Genomic DNA, 18,530 nt, shown 5'->3' with positions numbered 1-18,530 from the left:
AAAACGCAAAACTGTTTGAGAACCAGAATTTTATCACGGAAGAAGCATGGCGGGAAAAAGTCGATAGAGAGATTGCATCCTCTCTTGATGATTTACTGTTCGAAACCAATGAGCAAATAAAGCTAAAACCGATTTATACAAAAGAAGACCGAGAAGGGACAGAACAGCTCGGCAGCCTGCCGGGGCTTCCTCCATATACAAGGGGACCATATCCGACCATGTATGTGAACCGTCCTTGGACAGTCAGGCAGTATGCCGGCTTCTCCACTGCCGAAGAGAGTAACGCCTTTTACCGCCGCAATCTGGCGATGGGGCAAAAAGGCTTATCGGTGGCATTTGACCTGGCCACTCACCGCGGCTATGACTCTGACCATCCAAGGGTAGTTGGTGACGTTGGCAAAGCTGGAGTGGCAATTGATTCAGTGCTCGATATGAAAACCCTCTTTGAAGGGATTCCGCTCGATCAAATGTCCGTTTCCATGACGATGAATGGCGCCGTTCTTCCGGTACTGGCTTTTTACATCGTAACGGCCGAAGAACAGGGAGTCAGCCAGGAAAAACTGTCCGGAACGATTCAAAATGATATTCTAAAAGAGTACATGGTCAGGAATACGTATATTTATCCGCCAGAAATGTCGATGAAGATGATTGCCGATATCTTCGAATATACGTCCAAATACATGCCTAAGTTTAATAGCATTAGTATTTCTGGCTATCATATGCAGGAGGCCGGAGCACCTGCCGATATCGAACTCGCTTATACGTTAGCGGACGGCTTGGAGTATGTAAGAACCGGACTTAAAGCCGGAATCGACATTGATTCATTTGCCCCAAGACTGTCCTTTTTCTGGGCCATCGGTATGAACTACTTCATGGAAGTGGCCAAAATGCGGGCTGCAAGATATATCTGGGCAAAAATGATGAAATCCTTCCATCCGAAAAACGAAAAATCAATGGCACTCCGTACCCATTCGCAAACATCAGGATGGAGTTTGACCGAGCAGGATCCGTTTAATAATGTAACCCGGACGCTGATTGAAGCGCATGCGGCGGCAATGGGCCACACACAATCTCTTCACACAAATGCGTTGGATGAAGCGATTGCCCTGCCGACAGACTTTTCAGCAAGGATTGCTCGTAATACGCAGTTATTTTTACAAGAAGAAACGGGCATAACCAAGGTTATCGACCCGTGGGCAGGCTCCTACTATGTGGAAAAACTGACCGATGAATTAATCAAGCGGGCTTGGACACATATCGAGGAGATTGAAAATCTCGGCGGAATGGCGAAGGCTATTGAAACCGGGCTGCCAAAGATGAAAATTGAAGAGGCGGCCGCAAGGAGACAGGCACAAATCGACTCTGCGAAAGAAACGATTATTGGGGTCAATCGCTACCGGCTTGAAAAAGAAGAGCCAATTGATATTTTGGACATTGACAATACAGCTGTCCGTTTAAAACAAATCGAAAAACTAAATTCCTTAAAAGCAAATCGGGATGCACAGAAAGTGCAAGAGGCTTTAATAACTTTAGCCAATGCGGCTGCTTCTGGCGAAGGAAATCTATTAGAACTTGCTGTCAAGGCGGCACGCGAAAGAGCGACGCTAGGCGAAATTTCCGATGCGATAGAAAAAGCGGCGGGGCGTCATAAAGCTATCATCCGTTCCATCAGCGGCGTCTACAGCACTTCTTTTACAAACGAGGAAGAAATTGCCGAAGTCCAAAGAATGACAGAGGAATTCCTAGAAAATGAAGGCAGACGTCCGCGGATTCTGATTGCGAAAATGGGGCAGGACGGCCATGATCGCGGGGCGAAGGTCATTTCCACGGCATTTGCCGATCTTGGATTTGATGTCGATATCGGCCCGCTCTTCCAAACACCGGAGGAAACAGCCCTGCAAGCTGTGGAAAATGACGTTCACGTGATCGGAATGAGTTCACTGGCTGCTGGTCATAAGACGCTCCTTCCACAGCTTATTGCTGAATTGAAAAAAATCGGCCGTGAGGATATTTTGGTTGTTGTCGGCGGCGTTATCCCCGCTCAGGATTATCAATTCTTATATGACAATGGTGCGGCTGCCATCTTTGGTCCTGGTACAATTATTCCAGTAGCTGCACAAAAGGTAATCAAGGAGATATATAGACAGCTTGGTTACGAGGAAGTGGCAAATTAGATGACGGGTGAACAAAGACCGGAATGGGCAAACCCGGATGAGCCGGATAAATTTTCTACTGTCATTAGGAAAGGGCAGGAGCAGATTACAGGTGAAGTCACTTTTCAAAAAAATGTCCGTTTTCAGAAACGCGGGTCGACTGAGCCCTCGCTAGACGAATTGTATGAAGGAGTCTTAAAAGGTGATCGAAGCCTGCTAGCCCGGGCGATTACCCTTGTGGAAAGCAATGCCGAACAGCATTTTCAAAAAGCGCAAGCGCTCCTGCAAAAACTGCTTGGGCACTCCGGAAAGTCGATTCGCATCGGCATTACCGGGGTGCCGGGGGCCGGAAAAAGCACATTTATAGAGGCGTTTGGAACCTATCTATGTGAACTCGGCTTAAAAGTTGCTGTGTTGGCAATTGACCCTAGCTCAAAGATTAGCGGTGGCAGTATCCTGGGTGATAAAACACGAATGGAAAAATTAGCCCGGAATCCAAAAGCATTTATTCGTCCATCGCCAACGGCGGGGAAGCTTGGCGGGGTTCACCGGAAAACAAGGGAAGCAATGCTGATTTGTGAAGCGGCTGGCTTTGATGTCATATTAATAGAAACGGTCGGTGTAGGCCAAAGTGAAGTTATCATTCGTGATATGGTCGACTTTTTCATGCTTCTTGTCCTGACCGGTGCTGGTGACGAATTGCAGGGAATGAAAAAAGGCATTATGGAACTGGCCGATTGCCTCATCGTCCACAAGGCGGACGGGGCAAATAAGCAAAATGCCGAGAAAACGAGAAAAGAATATAACCGTATCCTGCATTTTCTCCAGCCGGCCACAAAGGGATGGGGAACAAAAGCCTATACCTGTTCGTCTTTAACCGACGAGGGAATCGCAGATATCTGGAAGGTCATCCAAACCTTCGAAACCACTGTGAAAGCCTCAGGCGTTTTCGACGAAAGAAGAAAATTTCAATCCAGAGAATGGCTGTATTCGATGATCACTGATCAGCTTCACTATCATTTCTTTCATCACCCTGGTGTGAAGAATTTGCTTCCCAAGTATGAAAACGAAGTCATCACAGGGGACGTAACTGTGGCCACAGCCGTGGAAAAGCTTTATGAGACATTTATAAACTCTAATCAATAGCTGCCGATTCATCGGCAGCTTTTCTTTTTCAGATCAGGAATAATCATTTGAAAAAAACATATTTTAACTGTTATGATGTAGGTATGTAAGACATAAGGAGTGAATTCAATGAGCATGGATTTTAATATTTTTATGAATGATGTTGTCCGCCAGGCGCGTCAGGAAATCTCCACTGCCGGATACCAAGAGCTTAAGACAGCCGATGAGGTTGAAGAGGCTTTAAACCAAAAGGGTACAACTCTAGTCATGATTAATTCTGTTTGCGGCTGCGCCGGCGGTATTGCCCGTCCAGCGGCAGCTTACTCCGTTCATTATGATAAGCGCCCAGATCATCTAGTAACGGTTTTTGCCGGTCAGGATAAAGAAGCGACAGAAAAGGCAAGAAGCTATTTCACAGGCTATCCGCCATCCTCTCCTTCCTTCGCCTTATTAAAGGACGGAAAGATTTGTTCCATGATTGAAAGACATCAGATTGAAGGCTTTGACCCAGCAACAGTGGTTGCCAAGCTTCAGCAGGAATTCGATAAATATTGCGAAGAAATTTAATTCAGGTAAGCCAATCTCTATAAATGAGGTTGGCTTTTTCTATGGAAAAAATTACTTTAGGAAAATATTTATTTATTTTTAAAAATATATTTGCATAATTATTTATATGTGTTAAAATTCATTACGTTGAATAATTATTAATTACACAAACTACTATTTTAATAAAATACTTCAGGGGGAGAGCAAACATGAAAAAAGCAATCATCTTAGCTTTATCATTGATGCTGACAGTTGGAATGCTGGCAGCATGCGGTACAGAGGAAAAGGCAAGCAAAGCGAGCGAAGGTAAAAAAGTTCTGGTAATGGGAACTTCTGCTGACTATGCTCCATTTGAATATGTTGATTCAAAGAAAAGCGATGACATTATCGGGTTTGATGTAGATTTAGCAAAAGCGATCACTAGCAAGCTTGGTTATAAATTGGAAGTTAAGGATATGGACTTCAACGGTTTAATCCAGGCTCTTAAATCAGGTCAAGCAGACTTTGTTTTAGCAGGCATGACACCAACTGAAAAAAGAAAGAAAAACGTAGATTTCAGTGATATTTATTATACTGCCGGTTTCATGATTGTTTCAAATAAAGACAGCGGGATTACTAAACTTGAGGATTTAAAAGGAAAAACAGTTGGGGTCCAATTGGGTTCCATTCAAGAAGGACAAGCTAAAGAGATTGCGAAGACAGTAGATATTAAAATTGAAAATCGCAATCGTGTTCCTGACTTAATTCAAGAAATTAAAGCAGGCCGATTTGATACAGCGATTATCGAAGATACAGTAGCAAAAGGGTATTTTGCAAAGGAAAAGGATCTTCAAGGCTTTATTTACAATAATGATGAATCAGAAGACACAGGTTCTGCCATTGCATTTCCAAAGAATAGCGACTTAACAGAAAAGTTTAATAAAGAGTTAAAGAAAATGAAGGAAAGCGGCGAACTGGATAAACTTATTGTGAAATGGTTCGGCGGCGAGGAATAATTCCTCAAATTTAGGAGACGCTTTTGAAGAAGTATTTTCTTCTAAGCGTCTCTACTATTTTTACTAGGAAAGGAAAGTCACAGAATGAACTTAGATTTTACTCAATTCATTCCTTCCATGCCCTATATTTTAAAAGGAATAATTGTTACGTTAAAAATTGTTATTCTAGCAGGGATATTAGGGTTTATCTTCGGAATTATTCTCTCATTATTTAAAATCAGCAAATTTAAAGTACTCGGCTGGATTGCCGATGTTTATACATCCATCTTTCGCGGGACCCCGCTTGTTTTACAGTTAATGTTAATTTATTTTGGTTCGCCGCAGATATTTGGCTTTCAGATAGAGGCGTACACAGCGGCCGTGTTATCCTTTGCCCTAAATTCAGGAGCTTATATTTCCGAAATTATCCGTGCCGGCATTCTCGCAGTTGATAAGGGCCAGCAGGAAGCTGCAATGGCGTTAGGTGTACCTTACCGAAAAATGATGTGGGATATTATCTTGCCGCAGGCCCTTAAGAACATTCTGCCTGCATTAATGAACGAATTTATCACTCTGACGAAGGAGTCTGCGATTGTGACCACCATTGGGGTTCTGGACATTATGCGCCGTTCCTATCAAGTGGGTGCAGAATACTACTCATATTTTGAACCATTGTTAATCGCCGGCTTAATCTATTACTTAATGGTTATCACCTTGACCTTCCTAGGAAAAGCGGTTGAAAGGAGAATGAGACGCAGTGATTAAGGTAGAAGATTTGCATAAGAGCTATGGGAAATTAGAAGTGTTAAAGGGCATTACGACGACTATTCATTCCGGTGAAGTCGTGGCCATCATTGGCCCGTCAGGATCGGGAAAATCTACCTTTTTACGCTGCATGAACCTGCTCGAAGAACCGACTGGCGGCAGGGTCTGGGTAGGGGACCAAGATGTTACTGATAAAAAAAACAATATCATGAAGATTCGCCAAAATGTCGGAATGGTGTTTCAGCATTTTCACCTATTCCCACACAAAACGGTTTTACAAAATCTCACCTATGCCCCGATTAAAGTAAAAGGATTAGCAAAAGCGGAGGCGGAAAAAATCGCTTTTGAATTACTTGAAAAAGTAGGCTTATCGGAAAAAGCGAATGAATATCCAACCAGATTATCCGGCGGTCAAAAGCAGCGTGTGGCCATCGCAAGAGCGTTAGCGATGCAGCCTGAGGTAATGCTGTTTGATGAGCCAACCTCAGCACTTGATCCGGAAATGGTCAAGGAAGTGCTCGAGGTAATGAAATACCTAGCCCACACAGGAATGACAATGGCAATTGTTACCCATGAAATGGGCTTTGCCAGAGAAGTCGCGGACCGTGTTCTGTTTCTTGACGGCGGAGTACTTGTCGAGGATACCGCCCCAGACGAATTTTTCACGAATCCTAAGAGCAAAAGGGCACAGGAATTCTTAGAAAAAATGTTATAACGACGTGCATGAACGACAGAAAAATGTACAAACTAGGGGGAAAACGGCAGGAGGATGATTATGATCAAAATCTTTTCGTCAATCCTGATGGCACTTTCCCTATCCCCAATTTGGCCATTGGGGTCGAACCCATTGCCAGGTGACCCATTTGTAATTGTTAACAAGAGTAATAATGAACTTGCCTTTATTAGTGAGAATAGAGTCCAAACCGTGGTCAGTGTCGGCACGGGAAAGACAGAGGATTTAACACCGGAGGGCCTGTTTACGATTACGGTAAAAGCAGAGAATCCATACTATCGCCGCAGCGACATTCCAGGGGGTGACCCGAAGAATCCGCTGGGTTCTAGGTGGATTGGTTTTGACGCAAGGGAAACGGATGGCAGGATCTACGGCATTCATGGCACCAATCAGCCGGCATCTGTTGGAAAATATGTATCTCAAGGATGCATCCGGGCGCAAAATGAGGTGATAACTTCATTATTTCCTTTGATTCCGCTTGGGACAAAAATTTTAGTAACATCATCCAAAAAATCATTTGAAGCACTGGCGGAGGAAGCTGGTGCCATTAAATAAGTAAAAGGGACTGTTCGTCATTCGAACAGTCCCTTAATTGTTTAGCTAATAGAAAATTATAAATTTCTTCCAAAATTTATAATTTTCTAACGCATAAGTGCAACTACGCCTCATGAACCGCCCTTAGGGGCTGGCCAATCGGCGAGTTTTCTTTATGATAAGAACTGGGCAATTCCAATTAGAAGAGTGGAAGCCAGCATAGCAAAGAGCATTAAATAAACAATAATTTTTCTGGATTTTTTGTTTTTCAAAGAAATGCCTCCCTTTATTTAAAGGTTTTATCTATATTGTACTTGGAAAAGCCCAAATGGACAACGGAACAACTCAGCAATTTAGGAAGGATTTATGAACTTTTTCACGAATAATGTTATTGTCGAATTTATGTTAAAATTGAAAAAAGGGGATTTAAAAATGATTAAAAAAATCGATCATATTGGAATTGCTGTAAAGTCTCTTGAGGCGACCCTTCCTTTTTATACGGAAGTGTTAAAGCTCCCGCTTTTAAAAATTGAAGAAGTGGCCAGTCAAAAGGTAAAGGTGGCATTTTTGCAGGCCGGCGAGACTAAGCTTGAGCTTCTCGAACCTACTTCAGAGGAGAGCACGATTGCCAACTTTATTGAAAGACGCGGCGAGGGCATACACCATGTAGCTCTTGGGGTGGAATCAATTGAAGCAAGAATTGCCGAAATGAAGGAGCATGGTATCAGGATGATCGATGAGGTGCCAAGGCCAGGGGCTGGCGGGGCAGATATTGCCTTCATGCATCCAAAATCGGCATCGGGCGTTTTATTTGAGCTTTGCGAAAAGAAACAGACAAAGGGGTAACAAAATGGATATCTATGAAGTGTTAAACGAGCTGTATGACAAGCGCCGGGAGGTAGAACTCGGCGGCGGTGATGAACGGATTGAAAAGCAGCACGAAAAAGGGAAGCTGACAGCCCGCGAGCGGATTGACCTGTTAGTCGATAAGGGGACGTTTGTGGAACTAAATCCATTTATTGAGCACCGCACAAACGATTTTGGGATGGAAGACCAAAAGGGGCCAGGCGATGGCGTTGTAACTGGATATGGAAAAGTGAATGGCCGTCCAATTTATTTGTTTTCACAGGATTTTACCGTTTTTGGCGGCGCTTTGGGGGAAATGCATGCCAAAAAGATTGCTAATGTAATGGATTTGGCTGCCAAAAATGGCACACCGTTTGTCGGTCTGAATGATTCCGGCGGTGCCCGCATTCAAGAAGGGGTTGTATCCTTAGACGGCTACGGACAAATCTTTTACCGCAATTCCATTTATTCCGGAGTCATTCCGCAGATTTCTGTCATCATGGGCCCATGTGCCGGCGGTGCGGTTTATTCACCCGCAATTACCGATTTTGTGTTCATGGTGGAAAAAACAAGCCAAATGTTCATTACCGGGCCAAAGGTTATTGAAACCGTTACCGGGGAGAAAATTTCGGCAGAAGACTTGGGCGGTGCCGGTGTACATAATACCATCAGCGGGAATGCTCATTTCCGCGGTGCAACCGAGGAAGAAGTTTTGGCAAATGTACGAAAGCTACTGAGCTACTTGCCGCAGAATAATGAAGAAAAACCGCCAAGAGTGGAAGTGGCAGAAGAGGAAGATTACCGTCCTGATTTGACGGATGTGATTCCCTTTGATGCTGTCCGTCCATACGACGTACGAAATGTTATTGAACAGGTTGTTGACGCGGATTCCTTCATGGAAATTCATAAGGACTTTGCCAAAAATATTGTTGTTGGGTTTGCAAGAATTAAAGGGGAAACAGTCGGACTTGTTTGTAACCAGCCAAAAGTAATGGCCGGCGGTCTTGACATCGATTCTTCCGACAAAGCTGCCCGATTCATCCGCACCTGCGATTCTTTTAATATCCCGATTATCACCTTTGAAGATGTAACTGGTTTCTTCCCGGGCGTTAAGCAGGAGCATGGCGGCATCATCCGCCATGGGGCAAAAATTTTATTTGCTTATTCGGAAGCGACTGTTCCGAAGTTGACGGTTATTCTGCGCAAAGCCTACGGCGGCGCGTATGTGGCGCTTAACAGTAAGTCGATTGGGGCGGATCTTGTGTTTGCCTGGCCGAATGCGGAGATTGCAGTCATGGGTCCGCAGGGAGCAGCTAATATTATTTTCGCAAAGGAAATCCAAAACAGTGATAACCCCGAACAGACTAGGCAGCAAAAAATAGAGGAATACCGTGAGAAATTTGCGAACCCTTATGTAGCGGCATCCAGGGGAATGGTAGATGACGTCATTGACCCGCGCGAAACTAGAATCAAATTAATCCAAGCTTTAGAAATGCTAAGATCGAAGAAAGAATCGAGACCATATAAAAAGCACGGAAATATTCCGCTGTAGATTTTTTCAGGACCATTTTTAATGGTCCTTTCATTTGTAGACTCGTTTGAAAAAAAGGTATACTGAAAAAGTAAAGTACATATATTGGAGGCTTCGGCAAATGATTAACCAAGAACGTCTTTTAAATGAATTTTTAGAACTGGTTCAAATTGATTCGGAAACTAAACATGAGGCCGAAATTGCTAAAGTGTTAAAGAAAAAGTTCAGCGACCTGGGACTAGACGTATATGAGGATGATACAACAGGCGTTACCGGACATGGCGCCGGCAACTTAGTCTGCACCCTTGCGGCAACGAAAGAAGGAGTAGACCCAATTTATTTTACTTCTCATATGGATACAGTTGTGCCTGCTAAGGGGGTTAAGCCTTCGATTAAAGACGGTTATATTGTGACCGATGGAACGACTATTCTTGGAGCAGATGACAAAACAGGTTTGTCTGTTATGTTAGAAGTGATTCGAGTCTTGAAGGAACAAAACATTGAACATGGACAAATTCAATTCGTGATTACCGCTGGGGAAGAATCCGGCCTTGTCGGGGCAAAAGCTTTGGATCCGTCATTGGTTAAGGCCAAATATGGCTACGCGCTTGACAGCGATGGGTTAGTCGGAAACGTGGTTGTGGCCGCACCGACCCAGGCGAAGATTAAAACGGTTATCTATGGAAAAACAGCCCATGCGGGGGTTGCACCGGAAAAAGGTGTTTCTGCCATTACAATTGCGGCAAAGTCTATCGCGAGAATGCCATTAGGGCGAATTGACCACGAGACAACTGCTAATATTGGACGCTTTGAAGGCGGCCAAGCGACAAACATTGTCTGCGACCGGGTAGACATTTTGGCTGAAGCCCGTTCATTGATTCCCGAAAAAATGGAAGCGCAGGCTGCGAAAATGAAGGAAGCCTTTGAAACGGTTGCTTCAGAAATGGGCGGCCGCGCTGAGGTGAATGTAGAAGTGATGTATCCGGGCTTTAAATTTGGCGAAGGTGACCAGGTAGTGGAAATCGCCCGTAAAGCAGCTGCTAAAATTGGCCGCAGCTGCGAGTTGCAGCACAGCGGCGGCGGCAGCGACGCCAACGTCATCGCAGGCTTCGGCATTCCAACAGTGAACCTCGCTGTCGGTTACGAAGAAATCCACACTACCAATGAGCGCATGCCGATTGAAGAGCTTTACAAGCTTGGGGAAATGGTCCTGGCGATCATTGATGAAGTGACAAATCAATAAGTTAATTTGAGGGGAGAGCCTTGTTTTTTAGGGTTCTCCTTTTCTTTAAAAGGTTATACTGTCAAAATTGGTTCAAATTTATCCGAAGGGTGTTACAAGCGTAGCAGGTGGTAAAAATAGCGGCCCTATTTTGCCCGAAGAGGAGTTGCAAAAGGGCCGGCGGTAAAAATAGCGGCCCTATTTTGCCCGAAGAGGAGTTGCAAAAGGGCGGTGGTAAAAATAGCAGCCTTATTTTGCCCGAAGAGGAGTTGCAAGAGGGCCGGCGGTAAAAATAGCGGCCTTATTTTGCCCGAAGAGGAGTTGCAAGAGGGCTGGTGGTAAAAATAGCGGCCTTATTTTGTCCGAAGAGGAGTTGCAAGAGGGCTGGTGGTAAAAATAGCGGCCTTATTTTGTCCGAAGAGGAGTTGCAAGAGGGCTGGCGGTAAAAATAGCGGCCTTATTTTGTCCGAAGAGGAGTTGCAAGAGGGCTGGCGGTAAAAATAGCGGCCCTATTTTGCCCGAAGAGGAGTTGCAAGAGGGCCGGCGGTAAAAATAGCAGCCTTATTTTGCCCGAAGAGGAGTTACAAGAGGGCCGGCGGTAAAAATAGCGGCCTTATTTTGCCCGAAGAGGAGTTGCAAGCGAGCTAGCGGTAAAAATAGTGCCCCTTTTTGCCCAAAAAGGCCAGCCAGAAAAGCCTCCGGTAAAATTTGAAAAGAATCCATCCATTCCCAAGCACCCAGCGCAGTGGTGTATAATAAAGGGAAACGAGAATCCAAAACTCATAAGGGATGTGCCTTTCATGAAGGAAATGTACCCAAAAAATGGGCGGGTCATTTTACATGTGGATATGAATAGCTTTTATGCCTCCGTGGAGATGGCGTACGATCCTTCGCTAAAAGGAAAGCCGCTTGCCATCGCCGGAAACGTTGAGGAGCGCAGAGGAATTATCGTCACTTGCAGCTATGAAGCGCGAAAATTTGGCGTGAAAACAACGATGCCCCTTTGGGAAGCGAAAAAGCTTTGCCCGCAGCTAATTGTCAAATCACCTAATTTTGACCGCTACCGGGCGGCCTCGATGGGCATGTTTGCTATCCTCAGACAGTACACAGACCTAGTTGAGCCAGTATCCATTGACGAGGGCTATATGGATATTACCGAAAGCTTTGAGTTCGGCAGTCCTATCGAAATCGCCCAAACCATTCAAAAAAGAATCCTTGAGCAGCTAGATTTACCCTGCAGCATCGGGATTGCCCCTAATAAATTTCTGGCTAAGACGGCTTCTGATATGAAAAAACCGATGGGAATCACGATTCTTCGCAAGCGTGATATTCCCTCCAAACTCTGGCCTTTAAATACAAACGAAATGCACGGTGTGGGTAAAAAGACAGCCGAAAAACTAAAAACCATCGGCATTGAAACCATTGGTGAACTGGCAAAAGCCAATGATATTCAGCTAAAAACACTGCTTGGCATCAATGGTATTCGTTTAAAAGAGCGGGCAAATGGAAATGACCACCGGCCTGTCGACCCGGAGTCGATTGATGAATTTAAAAGCATCGGCAATTCCACCACCCTGCCACGAGACGTCAGTAACCAGCAGGAGCTATATCATGTCTTGGAATCGCTCGCGGAAACTGTTTCAGTTAGGCTGAAACGAAAAAATGTACTGGCAACTACCATCGGTATAACCATTCGTTACAAAGATCGAAAGACCATCACCCGAAGTAAGAAACTAGCTAATCCAATCGCCCAAAAAGAGGAACTTGCTTCATTAGCCAAACAGCTTCTTTTAAAACATTGGAGCGGAGACCCGGTTAGATTGTTAGGAATCACCGGAACTGACTTAGTGGAACATGACAACGCTTATAAACAGCTGGATTTGTTTTCCTATGAAAAGGACGCCAAAAAAGAACCGCTGCTTAAAACCCTTTCCAGCCTTCGCGACAAATATGGAAAAAATATTATCGAAACGGCAGGCACTCACCATTCCGATTCTGACGAAAACCGAGGTACTGCGACTAGCTTTAATAAAGATTTTTTACAAAAAAACAAAGAAAGCTCCCCTTAGCCTAATAATAAGCCAAGCGGAGCTTTTGTTTTTATTTACAAATATCAACATACATATCGGACACTGGCCACCAGAAAAATCCATCCTTTTCCAACAGCTCGTCTGCCGCTTTAGGTCCCATTGATCCAGATTCATAATTTGGATATTCTGCTTTTTCATTTTCCCAAACTTGAGAGATTTTATCGACAAACGCCCAAGAGTAGGCCACTTCATCCCAATGAGTGAAGTTTGTGGCATCACCGCGCATGCAATCGTAGAGAAGCTTCTCGTAGCCCTCCGGCGTGTTCATGGCATGGATACCGGTATTGGCGAAGCTCAGTTTCACTTCCTGAGCTTCCAAGTGGCCGCCCGCTTTTTTGGCATTGAGATGCAGGGTAATTCCTTCTTCCGGCTGAACGTGAATGACCAATAGGTTTGGATTCAGCATTTTTTCCGTCTGATAATACAAATTCATCGGGATGTCTTTAAATTGGACAACAATTTTAGTTGTTTTGGAAGTCATTCTTTTTCCTGTTCGAATGTAAAAAGGAACACCGGCCCAGCGGAAATTGTCAATCATGATTTTCCCGGCTACGAAAGTTTCGGTATTGGATTCCTGATCCACATTCGGTTCATCACGGTACCTTGGAACCGACTTTTCGGAAATTGTTCCCTCACCATACTGCCCGCGGACAAAATATTCTTTTACCTGCTCACCTTCTACAGAACGTAATGCCCGGAAAACACGAACTTTTTCAGACCGAATCTCATCCGTTGTCAGTTTGATTGGCGGCTCCATCGCCAGCAAGGCGACCATTTGCATCATATGGTTTTGCACCATATCCCTTAGTGCGCCGCTTGATTCATAATAGCGGCCCCGTTCTTCAACACCCAGCGTTTCGCTGGAGGTCACTTGAATATTGGATATATAGCGGTTATTCCAAAGCGGTTCAAAGATAGCATTAGCAAAACGAATTACCTCAATATTGCGGACCATTTCTTTGCCTAAATAGTGGTCAATCCGGTAAATTTCATTTTCAGAGAAAGCAGTCCTGATTTGCTTGTTTAATTCCATTGCCGATTCGAGGTCATGTCCAAACGGTTTTTCAATGACAAGCCGCTTGTAGCCTTTTACATCGGTAAGGCCGTCTGATTTTAAATGAAGGGCAATCGGTCCGAAGAACTCAGGAGCCATAGCCAGATAGAAAATGCGGTTGCCTTCAAGGCCGTAGTGACCGTCTATTTCATCCGCCAGTTTTTTTAAAGCGGCATAGGAATTGGAATCCGCCACATCGTGACTTTGATAGTAGAAGTGGGACACAAACTCATCAAGGTTTGGCTTTTCTCCTAATGCAGCAGTGACAGAATCCTTAACGGACTGCTTGAATTTTTCATGGGATTGCTGGGTTCTGGCAATCCCAATCACGGCAAATTTGTCTAAACGGCCGCGTTCATATAATCGATAAAGGGATGGAAACAGCTTTCGTTTGGATAAATCCCCGGTTGCTCCAAAAATCATGATTAATGATGACAGATTTTGATCCATTATGTATAAACCTCTTTCCTAGCGATAATAGCTTTTATATATCTTAGATTTCGCTAATATCTAAAATAGCATGTATCATTTTTGGAGGAAACAAATAAGCATTGGTTTATACTTTATGATATAGTAACGATAATGAAAAGTGGTACGGAGAAGAGAGGAGTTTTTATTGTGGATGTCTTTTTCTTAGGAACAGGGGCAGGTATGCCGGCCAAGCTTCGCAATGTGACATCAATTGCCCTCAAGCTCTTGGAGGAGCGCGGTTCTGTCTGGTTGTTCGATGCCGGCGAAGCAACCCAGCACCAAATCTTACATACATCCATCAAACCGCGGCGAATTGAAAAGATATTCGTTACCCATTTGCACGGTGATCATATTTACGGATTGCCTGGACTGTTATCGAGCCGGTCTTTTCAGGGTGGAGAAACGGAGGTTACAGTCTACGGACCGAAAGGGATTCGAGATTTCCTTCAAATAAGTCTTTCTATCAGCCAAACCTATTTAAAGTACCCGTTGAAAGTGGTCGATATTGAAGAAGGAATTGTTTTTGAAGATGAGCAATTTTCCGTGGAAGCCCGCCTGCTCGACCATGGAATTATGTCTTACGGATATCGGGTGGCTGAAAAGGACAGACCGGGAACCTTGCTGGCAGATAAACTGAAGGAAGCAGGCGTACAGCCAGGACCAATTTTTAAAAAAATTAAAGATGGGGAAACCGTTACGCTTGAAGATGGGCGGGTGATTGAACCTAACGAGTTTCTCGGACCTGCTCAGAAGGGCCGGGTTGTGACAATCCTTGGTGACACAAGATTCTGCGAAAATGCGATTTTCTTGGCTAAAGGGGCAGATCTGCTGGTTCATGAAGCAACATTTGCAAAGGGGGAAGACCAACTGGCATTTGACTACTTCCATTCCACAACCCATCAGGCTGCCGAAGTGGCGAAACGGGCAGAAGTAAAGCAGCTTTGCCTGACCCATATCAGTTCCCGTTATGACAAGCATGCCTGGCGGGAATTAGTCAAAGAGGCAGCTGAAATCTTTTCAAATACCGATATTGCCGAGGATTTTAAGGAGATTAACATTCCATTAAAAGGAGAAAAGCACTTACCATAATCGGTAAGTGCTTTTCTAGTGGTGGTCTAGGAAATTTTAGATTAAGTCATTGTAGGTAACTTGTTACCAGGATAGACACGTCCAGCTCCAGCGCCCTAACGGCTAGTGTCCTTCGCTCTCCGCCCTATGATAAGTCAACATCGAATCGCTTGCGCTCTTCGTGTTTCCTTTATCTCAGTTGGAGAGCTCCAGGCCATACGCCGCTGACCAGGGCGCTTGCGCTTTTGTTACTTAAATCCAGCCACGCTCATATTGTTTTGGACCCTCGATGGAAACGCCGAGCTCCTTCGCTGCTTTGCGCGGCCAGTAGGGATCACGAAGCAATTCGCGTGCTAAAAAGATCAGGTCAGCCCGTTCGTTTTGCAAAATTTCCTCGGCATGGAGCGGAGAAGTGATTAGTCCGACCGCGCCTGTTTGGATGTCGGCACCATTTTTGATAGTTTCCGAATATTTAACTTGATAGCCCGGGTAAACATTAATCCGCGCCGGAACAATCGCACCGGAGCTGACGTCGATTAAATCAACATCCTGCTCCTTCATCCACTGGGCAAATGTAATGTAATCTTCCGGTGTTAATCCGTCTTCATGATAATCATTGGCAGAAACGCGGACAAACAGCGGGCCGTCCCAAACGGATTTAACAGCATCAATAACCTCGCGCAAGAAACGGTAGCGGTTTTCGGCGGATCCGCCGTATTCATCCGTTCGATTATTGGAAAGCGGGGATAAGAATTCATTAATCAAATACCCATGGGCCCCGTGAATTTCAATCACATCAAAGCCCGCTTTTTTAATCCGTTCGGCCCCTTTTTTAAAAGCTTCGACGGTTGCTGTGATATCGTCCTTTGTCATTTCCTTCGGCGTTTTTGATTTTTCATTAAAAGCGATAGCAGAAGGAGCTAATATTTCGCCTTCTAAAACAGCTTTTCTGCCGGCATGGGCAAGCTGGATGCCAATTTTGGCGCCATGTTCTTTAACAAGTCCGGCAAGCTCCTGGAAGCCTGCGATATGCTCATCGCTCCAGATTCCTAAATCCTGCGGTGAAATCCGTCCCTCCGGACTGACTGCCGTTGCCTCGACAATGATGAGGCCGACCTGCCCGACGGCTCTTGATGTATAGTGGGTGCGATGCCAGTTTTGCAGATGACCATCTTCATTATGGCTGGAGTACATACACATCGGCGCCATGACTATCCGATTTTTAAAGGTAATCCCCTTAACGGTGTAAGGAGAAAATAATTTTGCTGCCATTTGCGAACCTCCTAATTTTCAAAAATAAGCCACTAATAGTATAGCAAATGCTGTTATTTCATGAAAAAATCCTGCTTACTCATGGTCTCTCAGCTTGCTTAACGGATAAGTCGTTCCCCTCCATACAATCCCGCCCCGTTTAAAGGTCAGCCAGCTTGCCCTGATGATGGAATAAATAAACAATAAGGCGGTAAGTGGCAAAACGAAAAACAGGGCAGGAGAGAATACCGTCATTCTTCTGATAATCATGAAGTAATGAATGCCGCTTAGGAGGATATTTCCTAAACTAAGCAGGGCAATGGTTTTATTTCCGGAAAAAATCGTAATAAAAGGGAGAACATTAGTGGTGAATACTCCGAAAATAGCGAAAAACACCATGCTGATTCGATAGTTTAATCCGGCGAAGGTGTTTTTTTCGAGACCAACGAAAGCCTCGTGAAGGCTGCCGTACCACTCCACTTCAATTAGTTGGAGTGCTGTAACAATTCTTTGCCGAAAACCCTCTTTTTTTAAAAGCATTCCCAGCTGCAGGTCATCGTCGGGCCGCATCTTGATCCGTTCATGCGTGCCGAATGTTTCGTAAGCTTCTTTGCAAATTAGGTTAAAGGCGCCAATGCCTGTTCCGGTTTTCGATTTTGGATTATTCGCGAGCCACGGGCGTTTAAAATAGGAAAACCCAAACAGGAAAAAGGCGACGAAGGTTTTCAGCCAGAAGCTTTTTGCGGATAAATTCGGCGCGGCGGTTAAATGGTCAAGCTGGTGCTTTTCTGCATAATGGAGTGCCTTCGCGAATGCTTCTTTTTCGTATTTGATATCAGCATCGGTGAACAACAGCCATTTACCCTGTGCATTTTGTGCACCAGCGAATAAGGCGTGATTTTTGCCAAGCCAGCCATCGGGAAGGTCGTGAACATGGATGACTTTAACCCTTGAATCCTGGTGTGCCAATTGCTCCATTGATTTTCCGGTTTCATCAGTGGAGCGATCATTCACCAGGATCCACTCGACATTTTTATAGGTCTGATCAAGCTGGCTTAAAATACTTGCTTTAATATGTTTCTCTTCATTCCGAGCCGCAACAACGACCGATAATAATGGCCCGCAATCAAGAGGCTCCTCCCGCTCTAACAAATCTAATTTTCTTAAGCCGATCATTGCATCTAAGAGAAATACAAGCCAAACGAAGAGGCCTAATGAAAACAATAGAATAAGTATGTTTTCCATTTCCACAATCCTTTGTTTTGCGTCTTACTCTTAGTTTACCAAAATTTTAAAAAAGTCTCTTCCTAACGTTTCCCAACTTGCAGCTGGCTGCATAAGGCATCTCCCATTCTTTTAGATTGGGCTGCCGCAGCTTTAATACAGGAAATGAACGCTTTCTGCACGCCGTTTTCCTCAAGGACGCGAATACCCGCCTCAGTGGTTCCGCCCGGGCTTGTCACTTCCCGGCGTAATTGCTCCGGTGATTTGGAAGAGTTCTTGACCATTTCAGCGGCGCCGATTAACGTCTGCACAATCAGCTGTTTCGCCATTTCCTTTTCCAAGCCAATCTCGACCGCGCTTTTTTCCATTGTTTCAATCAAGTAATAAATATAGGCTGGGCCACTCCCGGATAGACCTGTTACCGCATCAAGCTGGACTTCCTCTACAAACTCCGCCAATCCGACTGTCCCGAAAAGCTGTCGAGCTGTTTCAAGCTGTTCTTCTGAAACACGACCATTCACGGCAATCGCCGTTGCGGATTTTCCGACTGCTGCCGATGTATTTGGCATTGCCCTTGCAATGGATAGTGGCTTTCCGGCGAGAGCTTCAATTGATTCCGTCGAAACACCTGCAAGAACGGATACAATCAGCATATCACCACGCAGATGGTCGCAAATATAATCGATCGCACTCGCTGCATCCTTCGGTTTCATCGCCAGCATGACAATGTCCGCCCCTGAAAAAAGAGCATTTAAATCGTACGTTCCAACAACACCATACCGATTCTCCAAGTCATTTAATCTTTCTTGGTTAGAGTTGTTGGTCACCCATACATTTTTCCGGTCTATTAAACCATTTTCAAGAATTCCTGAAATAAGGGCTTCCGCCATCGAACCCGCACCGATAATCGCCATCTTTTTCATGAAAAAATTCCCCCTTTTCA

18 protein-coding genes are annotated in these 18,530 nt (G+C 44.7%); 12 read left to right on the top strand and 6 right to left on the bottom strand.

The window, feature by feature from the left end; translation table 11 throughout:
* Positions 1-32: 32 nt before the first annotated feature.
* The 7 genes from scpA (at position 33) to QNN06_RS23210 (ending at position 6,851) form a co-directional block, all read left to right on the top strand.
* The gene (scpA, locus tag QNN06_RS23240; RefSeq protein ID WP_481819268.1) at positions 33-2,174 is read left to right on the top strand and encodes a methylmalonyl-CoA mutase; all 2,142 of its coding nucleotides are present in this window, start codon (positions 33-35) and stop codon (positions 2,172-2,174) included.
* The gene (gene meaB / locus QNN06_RS23235) at positions 2,175-3,299 is read left to right on the top strand and encodes a methylmalonyl Co-A mutase-associated GTPase MeaB (RefSeq protein WP_213120260.1); all 1,125 of its coding nucleotides are present in this window, start codon (positions 2,175-2,177) and stop codon (positions 3,297-3,299) included. It begins immediately after the preceding gene.
* A 108-nt stretch (positions 3,300-3,407) separates the two neighbouring features.
* Positions 3,408-3,845 (top strand): BrxA/BrxB family bacilliredoxin, encoded by a 438-nt coding sequence (locus QNN06_RS23230; RefSeq protein ID WP_213120261.1) that lies wholly within the window; start codon positions 3,408-3,410, stop codon positions 3,843-3,845.
* Positions 3,846-4,033: 188 nt separating this feature from the next.
* Entirely contained in the window at positions 4,034-4,819 is a 786-nt protein-coding gene (locus tag QNN06_RS23225; RefSeq protein ID WP_217033602.1) for a transporter substrate-binding domain-containing protein, read from the top strand.
* An 84-nt stretch (positions 4,820-4,903) separates the two neighbouring features.
* Positions 4,904-5,563 carry an amino acid ABC transporter permease gene (locus QNN06_RS23220; protein WP_213120263.1) on the top strand — a complete coding sequence of 220 codons (660 nt, stop codon included), beginning with the start codon at positions 4,904-4,906 and terminating at the stop codon, positions 5,561-5,563.
* Positions 5,556-6,278 carry an amino acid ABC transporter ATP-binding protein gene (locus tag QNN06_RS23215; RefSeq protein ID WP_217033600.1) on the top strand — a complete coding sequence of 241 codons (723 nt, stop codon included), beginning with the start codon at positions 5,556-5,558 and terminating at the stop codon, positions 6,276-6,278. Before QNN06_RS23220 ends, QNN06_RS23215 begins: the two co-directional genes overlap by 8 nt.
* Before the next feature lie 63 nt (positions 6,279-6,341).
* On the top strand, positions 6,342-6,851 hold the full coding sequence (locus QNN06_RS23210; RefSeq protein WP_372447640.1) for a L,D-transpeptidase: 510 nt from the start codon (positions 6,342-6,344) through the stop codon (positions 6,849-6,851).
* Between the two features lie 152 nt (positions 6,852-7,003).
* Here the strand turns inward: QNN06_RS23210 and prli42 are convergent, their stop codons facing one another.
* On the bottom strand, positions 7,004-7,102 hold the full coding sequence (prli42, locus tag QNN06_RS23205) for a stressosome-associated protein Prli42 (protein ID WP_213120267.1): 99 nt from the start codon (positions 7,100-7,102) through the stop codon (positions 7,004-7,006).
* Positions 7,103-7,262: 160 nt separating this feature from the next.
* Between prli42 and mce the strand changes: the two genes are divergently transcribed.
* The 3 genes from mce (at position 7,263) to QNN06_RS23190 (ending at position 10,450) form a co-directional block, all read left to right on the top strand.
* The gene (gene mce, locus QNN06_RS23200; protein WP_284036013.1) at positions 7,263-7,676 is read left to right on the top strand and encodes a methylmalonyl-CoA epimerase; all 414 of its coding nucleotides are present in this window, start codon (positions 7,263-7,265) and stop codon (positions 7,674-7,676) included.
* A 4-nt stretch (positions 7,677-7,680) separates the two neighbouring features.
* On the top strand, positions 7,681-9,228 hold the full coding sequence (locus QNN06_RS23195) for an acyl-CoA carboxylase subunit beta (protein ID WP_284036012.1): 1,548 nt from the start codon (positions 7,681-7,683) through the stop codon (positions 9,226-9,228).
* Between the two features lie 100 nt (positions 9,229-9,328).
* A complete protein-coding gene (locus QNN06_RS23190; RefSeq protein ID WP_284036011.1) occupies positions 9,329-10,450 on the top strand; it encodes a tripeptidase T in 1,122 nt (373 codons plus the stop codon).
* Between the two features lie 540 nt (positions 10,451-10,990).
* Here QNN06_RS23190 and QNN06_RS23185 read toward each other — a convergent pair.
* Positions 10,991-11,152, bottom strand: a complete 162-nt coding sequence (locus QNN06_RS23185) for a hypothetical protein (protein ID WP_284036010.1) — start codon at positions 11,150-11,152, stop codon at positions 10,991-10,993.
* Between the two features lie 77 nt (positions 11,153-11,229).
* Between QNN06_RS23185 and QNN06_RS23180 the strand changes: the two genes are divergently transcribed.
* Positions 11,230-12,498, top strand: coding sequence for a DNA polymerase IV (locus QNN06_RS23180; RefSeq protein WP_284036009.1), 1,269 nt, complete (start codon positions 11,230-11,232; stop codon positions 12,496-12,498).
* A 31-nt stretch (positions 12,499-12,529) separates the two neighbouring features.
* Here QNN06_RS23180 and zwf read toward each other — a convergent pair whose 3' ends face one another.
* Entirely contained in the window at positions 12,530-14,023 is a 1,494-nt protein-coding gene (zwf, locus tag QNN06_RS23175; RefSeq protein WP_217033593.1) for a glucose-6-phosphate dehydrogenase, read from the bottom strand.
* Between the two features lie 168 nt (positions 14,024-14,191).
* Here zwf and rnz point away from each other — a divergent pair, with 168 nt between their 5' ends.
* Positions 14,192-15,133, top strand: a complete 942-nt coding sequence (gene rnz / locus QNN06_RS23170) for a ribonuclease Z (RefSeq protein WP_284036008.1) — start codon at positions 14,192-14,194, stop codon at positions 15,131-15,133.
* A gap of 231 nt (positions 15,134-15,364) precedes the next feature.
* On the opposite strand, the gene namA is transcribed toward rnz, so the two are convergent.
* The 3 genes from namA to proC form a co-directional block, all read right to left on the bottom strand.
* A complete protein-coding gene (namA, locus tag QNN06_RS23165; RefSeq protein WP_284036007.1) occupies positions 15,365-16,384 on the bottom strand; it encodes an NADPH dehydrogenase NamA in 1,020 nt (339 codons plus the stop codon).
* A gap of 75 nt (positions 16,385-16,459) precedes the next feature.
* Entirely contained in the window at positions 16,460-17,608 is a 1,149-nt protein-coding gene (locus QNN06_RS23160; RefSeq protein WP_284036006.1) for a glycosyltransferase family 2 protein, read from the bottom strand.
* Between the two features lie 62 nt (positions 17,609-17,670).
* Entirely contained in the window at positions 17,671-18,510 is an 840-nt protein-coding gene (proC, locus tag QNN06_RS23155; protein ID WP_213120277.1) for a pyrroline-5-carboxylate reductase, read from the bottom strand.
* Positions 18,511-18,530: the final 20 nt, after the last annotated feature.

Source organism: Neobacillus sp. 114 (genome assembly GCF_030127045.1).
GTDB lineage: Bacteria > Bacillota > Bacilli > Bacillales > Cytobacillaceae > Neobacillus > Neobacillus rhizophilus.
The sequence above is the reverse complement of the archived record's forward strand: the minus strand, read 5'-3'. Positions and strand labels throughout refer to the sequence as shown.

Bases quoted from the DNA above. Each gene is read 5' to 3' on its own strand.
- meaB (WP_213120260.1), top strand. From the start codon at position 2,175: ATGACGGGTGAACAAAGACCGGAATGGGCAAACCCGGATGAGCCGGAT.
- QNN06_RS23230 (WP_213120261.1), top strand. From the start codon at position 3,408: ATGAGCATGGATTTTAATATTTTTATGAATGATGTTGTCCGCCAGGCG.
- QNN06_RS23225 (WP_217033602.1), top strand. From the start codon at position 4,034: ATGAAAAAAGCAATCATCTTAGCTTTATCATTGATGCTGACAGTTGGA.
- QNN06_RS23220 (WP_213120263.1), top strand. From the start codon at position 4,904: ATGAACTTAGATTTTACTCAATTCATTCCTTCCATGCCCTATATTTTA.
- mce (WP_284036013.1), top strand. From the start codon at position 7,263: ATGATTAAAAAAATCGATCATATTGGAATTGCTGTAAAGTCTCTTGAG.
- QNN06_RS23195 (WP_284036012.1), top strand. From the start codon at position 7,681: ATGGATATCTATGAAGTGTTAAACGAGCTGTATGACAAGCGCCGGGAG.
- QNN06_RS23190 (WP_284036011.1), top strand. From the start codon at position 9,329: ATGATTAACCAAGAACGTCTTTTAAATGAATTTTTAGAACTGGTTCAA.
- QNN06_RS23185 (WP_284036010.1), bottom strand. From the start codon at position 11,152: ATGGATTCTTTTCAAATTTTACCGGAGGCTTTTCTGGCTGGCCTTTTT.
- QNN06_RS23180 (WP_284036009.1), top strand. From the start codon at position 11,230: ATGAAGGAAATGTACCCAAAAAATGGGCGGGTCATTTTACATGTGGAT.
- zwf (WP_217033593.1), bottom strand. From the start codon at position 14,023: ATGGATCAAAATCTGTCATCATTAATCATGATTTTTGGAGCAACCGGG.
- namA (WP_284036007.1), bottom strand. From the start codon at position 16,384: ATGGCAGCAAAATTATTTTCTCCTTACACCGTTAAGGGGATTACCTTT.
- QNN06_RS23160 (WP_284036006.1), bottom strand. From the start codon at position 17,608: ATGGAAAACATACTTATTCTATTGTTTTCATTAGGCCTCTTCGTTTGG.
- proC (WP_213120277.1), bottom strand. From the start codon at position 18,510: ATGAAAAAGATGGCGATTATCGGTGCGGGTTCGATGGCGGAAGCCCTT.